We start from the raw sequence: 4,416 nt of genomic DNA on the forward strand, positions 1-4,416 counted from the left end.
CTGTGGGAGCTATGAAGAAGAAGTCGCACAGCGGCCAGAGTTCCTTGACGAAGTTGATTTTCTTCATCTTCATCATGCCCACCACAGCCTCCACGCGTTCAATGGGCGCCTGTATGCCGTTCTGCCGCAGTATGGCATCGAACTCCGGCGCCAGTTCGGCATCGGGCGTGGCCTGAAGATATTCGCGGTTGAACCATTGCCCTTTAACGTAGTCGAACTTGGCGCCGCTCTTGGAGCATTTGGTGAGGTCGAACTGGGCGATGAGTTCCTCCATGGAAAGGATTTCCTGATCGGTGCCGGGGTTCCAGCCCAACAGGGCCAGGAAGTTGACCACGGCGGCAGGCAGATAGCCGCTTTCGCGGTAGCCTGATGAGACGGTGCCGTCTTCGGCATGCCATTCGAGGGGAAATACCGGAAAGCCCAGACGGTCGCCGTCGCGCTTGGAAAGTTTGCCTTTTCCGTCGGGCTTGAGCAGCAGCGGCAAATGGGCAAAGCGGGGCATTGTGTCCTCCCATCCGAAGGCGCGATAGAGGAGCACGTGGAGCGGGGCCGAAGGCAGCCATTCCTCGCCGCGGATGACGTGGGTTATTTCCATAAGGTGGTCGTCCACGATATTGGCCAGATGATACGTGGGCAGTTCGTCAGCACTTTTGTAGAGTACTTTATCGTCGAGGATGTCGGACATGACTTTCACATCGCCGCGGATGATATCGTCAACGTGTATCTCCTCACCCGGATTGATTTTGAAGCGCACCACATACTGCTCGCCGGCTTCGATGAGGCGGCGGGTTTCCTCCTCGCCCAGCGTGAGGGAGTTGCGCATCTCTCCGCGGGTGCGGGCATCGTACTGGAAGTTCTGCACCTGCTCGCGCTTGCAGTTCAGCTCTTCGGGCGTATCGAAAGCCACATAGGCCTTGCCTTCTTCGAGGAGCAGGCCGACGTACTTCTTATAAATGTCGCGACGCTCACTCTGGCGGTAAGGCCCGTGGTTGCCGCCGAAGCTGACTCCCTCGTCGAAGCCTATGCCCAGCCAGCGGAAGGCTTCGATGATATATTCCTCCGCACCGGGCACGAAGCGGGTGGAGTCGGTGTCTTCAATACGGAAAACGAGCTCGCCGCCGTTTTGGCGGGCAAAGAGATAATTGTAGAGAGCGGTGCGTACGCCGCCGATATGTAGCGGTCCTGTGGGACTGGGAGCAAAGCGCACCCTTACTTTTCTTTCACTCATTGTTGCAGTTTTTTTACAATTTTGCTACAAAGTTAGTGCAAGGCGGGAGAAAGGCCAAATTTATTTAAAACATTTCCTCTCCGCCAGTCGAACGGCTGCCGCATGCAGCAGGCCTCACAGGACCTCCGGCACGAAGTTTCCGCCGGAAAGGAGCGGCATTTTCGCCGGCTTTTTGTATTTTTGCAGAAATTACAAGTATTGTGGCAACCCCTAAACAGCAGCTATGAGCGACGAAACGAAAGAAATTCAGGAAGAACCGGAGGCACACTCCTCCTACCAGCCGGCCGACGCACGCAACGAAGACGTGAAACACCAGCTCACGGGAATGTATCAGCGGTGGTTTCTCGACTACGCTTCCTACGTCATCCTCGAACGAGCCGTTCCCCATCTGGGCGACGGCCTCAAGCCGGTGCAGCGGCGCATCCTCCACACAATGAAACGCCTTGATGACGGCCGCTATTCCAAGGTGGCCAACATCGTGGGACAGGCCATGCAGTTCCACCCTCACGGCGACGCCTCCATCGGTGACGCGCTGGTGCAACTGGGGCAAAAGGACCTGCTCATTGACTGCCAGGGAAACTGGGGAAACATACTCACGGGCGACGGCGCCGCAGCGCCGCGATACATCGAGGCACGCCTGTCGAAGTTCGCCCTCGACGTGCTTTTCAACCCCAAGACCACAGAATGGAAACTCTCCTACGACGGCCGCAACAAGGAACCGGTGTCGCTACCGGTGAAATTCCCCCTGCTGCTGGCCCAGGGCGCCGAGGGCATCGCCGTAGGCCTGTCGGCCAAGATTCTGCCACACAACTTCGGCGAACTCTGCGACGCCGCCATCAGCTACCTTCACGGGGAGGAGTTCCACCTTTACCCCGACTTTCTCACAGGCGGCAGCATCGACGTGTCGCGCTACAACAACGGCCTGCGCGGCGGAGCGGTGAAGGTGCGCGCCACCATTGAAAAGCTCGACAGCAAAACACTGGCCATCCGCGAGATACCTTACGGCAAAACCACCTCATCCGTTATCGACAGCATTCTCAAAGCCAACGAAAAGGGCAAGATCAAGATAAGGAAGGTGGACGACAACACGGCCGCCGAAGTGGAAATACTCGTCCACCTCACACCGGGAACCAGCTCCGACAAGGCCATAGACGCTCTCTATGCCTTTACGGACTGCGAGGTGTCCATCTCGCCCAACTGCTGCGTCATCGACGAGAAACGTCCCAAATTCCTCACCGTGAGCGATGTGCTGCGCCGCTCTGTAGACAACACGCAGGAACTCCTGCGCCGCGAGCTCCTCATACGCCGCGGCGAACTCATGGAAAGCCTCCACTTCGCCTCTCTCGAACGCATATTCATCGAGGAGCGCATCTACAAAGACCGCCCTTTCGAGCAGGCCAAAGACATGGACGCCGCCTGCGCCCACATCGACGAACGCCTCACCCCCTACTACCCGCAGTTCGTACGCGAAGTGACGAAGGAGGACATCCTGCGCCTCATGGAAATCAGAATGGCACGCATCCTCAAGTTCAACAAGGACAAGGCCGAAGAACTCATAGCCCGCATGAAAGACGAAGTGGCACGCATCGACCGCGATCTGGGCAACATGGTGGAAGTGACGGCCAACTGGTTCCGCCTCATACGCGAGAAATACGCCCACGAGCATCCCCGCCGCACGGTTATACGCGCCCTCGACGCCATCGAAGCCACCAAGGTGATTGAAGCCAACGAAAAGCTCTACATCAACCGCGCCGACGGCTTTATGGGAACGGGTCTCAAAAAAGACGAGTTCGTAGAGAACTGCTCGCCTATCGATGATGTCATCATCTTCTACCGTGACGGCACCTACAAAGTTACCCGCGTACAGGACAAGGTATTCATAGGCGAAACGGAACGGTCGCGCGCCGAAAAGCGCAAGGCGGAGGTCATCCACATCGCCGTGTTCAAGAAAAACGACAAACGCACCATCTACAACGTGGTATACCGCGACGGCAAAAACGGACCGCACTACATCAAACGCTTCAACGTGACAGCCATCACCCACGACCGCGAATACGACCTTACCACCGGCACGCCCGGCAGCCGCGTAACTTATTTCACACCCAACCCCAACGGCGAGGCGGAGGTCATCAAGGTGACGCTCAAACCCAACCCGAAACTGCGCCGGATATTCTTCGACAAGGATTTCGGCGAAATTCTCGTAAAAGGCCGTCAGAGCCGTGGAAACCTACTCACAAAACTCGATGTGCACCGGGTGACACTCAAAGCACACGGCGCCTCCACACTCGGCGGCCGCAAGGTGTGGTTCGACCACGACGTGCAGCGCCTCAACTACGACGAGCGCGGACAATATCTGGGAGAGTTCCACACGGGCGACGCAGTGCTCATCGTTCTCGACAACGGCGACTTCTACACCACCAACTTCGACCCGGCCAACCACTACGAGGCCACCGGCATACTGCGCGTGGAGAAATTCGACGAAAACACAGTGTGGACGGCCGTACTCTTCGATGCCGACCAGCAAGGATTCCCCTACGTGAAACGCTTCACCTTCGAGCGCACGGCGCAGACCCGACATCTCAACTTCATGGGCGAAAACAACGCATCGCGGTTCGTCTTGCTTACCGACACCCCCTACCCCCGCCTGCTCGTAACCTATGGCGGAGCCGACGCTTTCAGAGAACCGCTGGAGGTGGACGCTGAAACATTCATCGGTGCCAAAAGTTTCAAGGCCAAAGGAAAACGCCTCACCACCTGCGCCATAGAGAAAATAGAAGAACTGGAACCGCTGCGGAAGCCCGAACCTGAAGACAGCGGAAACGACGGAGAAGACAGCGAAGAAGACGAAGAGACTACCGGCGGTGACAACGTAACAGAGGACAATCCCAACGACATCATCGATGAAATAACGGGGCAGATGCGACTCTTTTAAGGCACCGCGTCGAACATCACACAATACAATCTTCTCACCACACACCATATATAAAGAGAAATGAAGTGTAAAGCCTGCGGCCATGAATATGCCGACAACCTGAAAAACTGCCCGCATTGCGGTTGCGCCAAGGATGCAAGCTGCCCGCCCTACGTAAGCTGCCCGCGCTGCGGCACTGTCATGCCGGCGCGCCGAAAGGAGTGTCCCGGATGCGGCCTCGCCATAACACCGCAAAACGCCTGACCCGCCCGACAAC

Annotated in this window: 3 protein-coding genes; 2 read left to right on the forward strand and 1 reads right to left on the reverse strand. The window is 57.2% G+C overall.

The features are described 5' to 3' along the window. Nucleotides 1-1,228 (reverse strand): glutamate--tRNA ligase (gltX, locus tag C5S62_RS03020; RefSeq protein WP_104403996.1); only part of this gene is annotated, 1,228 nt, incomplete at its 3' end. A gap of 223 nt (nucleotides 1,229-1,451) precedes the next feature. On the opposite strand from gltX, the gene C5S62_RS03025 reads away from it, so the two are divergent. Both C5S62_RS03025 and C5S62_RS03030 read left to right on the forward strand, forming a co-directional pair. Beyond that, nucleotides 1,452-4,160, forward strand: a complete 2,709-nt coding sequence (locus tag C5S62_RS03025) for a DNA gyrase/topoisomerase IV subunit A (RefSeq protein WP_104403997.1) — start codon at nucleotides 1,452-1,454, stop codon at nucleotides 4,158-4,160. A gap of 60 nt (nucleotides 4,161-4,220) precedes the next feature. Continuing rightward, nucleotides 4,221-4,403 (forward strand): hypothetical protein, encoded by a 183-nt coding sequence (locus C5S62_RS03030; RefSeq protein WP_104403998.1) that lies wholly within the window; start codon nucleotides 4,221-4,223, stop codon nucleotides 4,401-4,403. Nucleotides 4,404-4,416: the final 13 nt, after the last annotated feature.

This window comes from Prevotella sp. MGM2 (assembly GCF_002933955.1).
Classification (GTDB): Bacteria; Bacteroidota; Bacteroidia; order Bacteroidales; family Bacteroidaceae; genus Alloprevotella.

What these genes read in the sequence shown, in the direction of transcription:
- C5S62_RS03025 (WP_104403997.1), top strand. Translation starts at nt 1,452, where the DNA reads ATGAGCGACGAAACGAAAGAAATTCAGGAAGAACCGGAGGCACACTCC.
- C5S62_RS03030 (WP_104403998.1), top strand. Translation starts at nt 4,221, where the DNA reads ATGAAGTGTAAAGCCTGCGGCCATGAATATGCCGACAACCTGAAAAAC.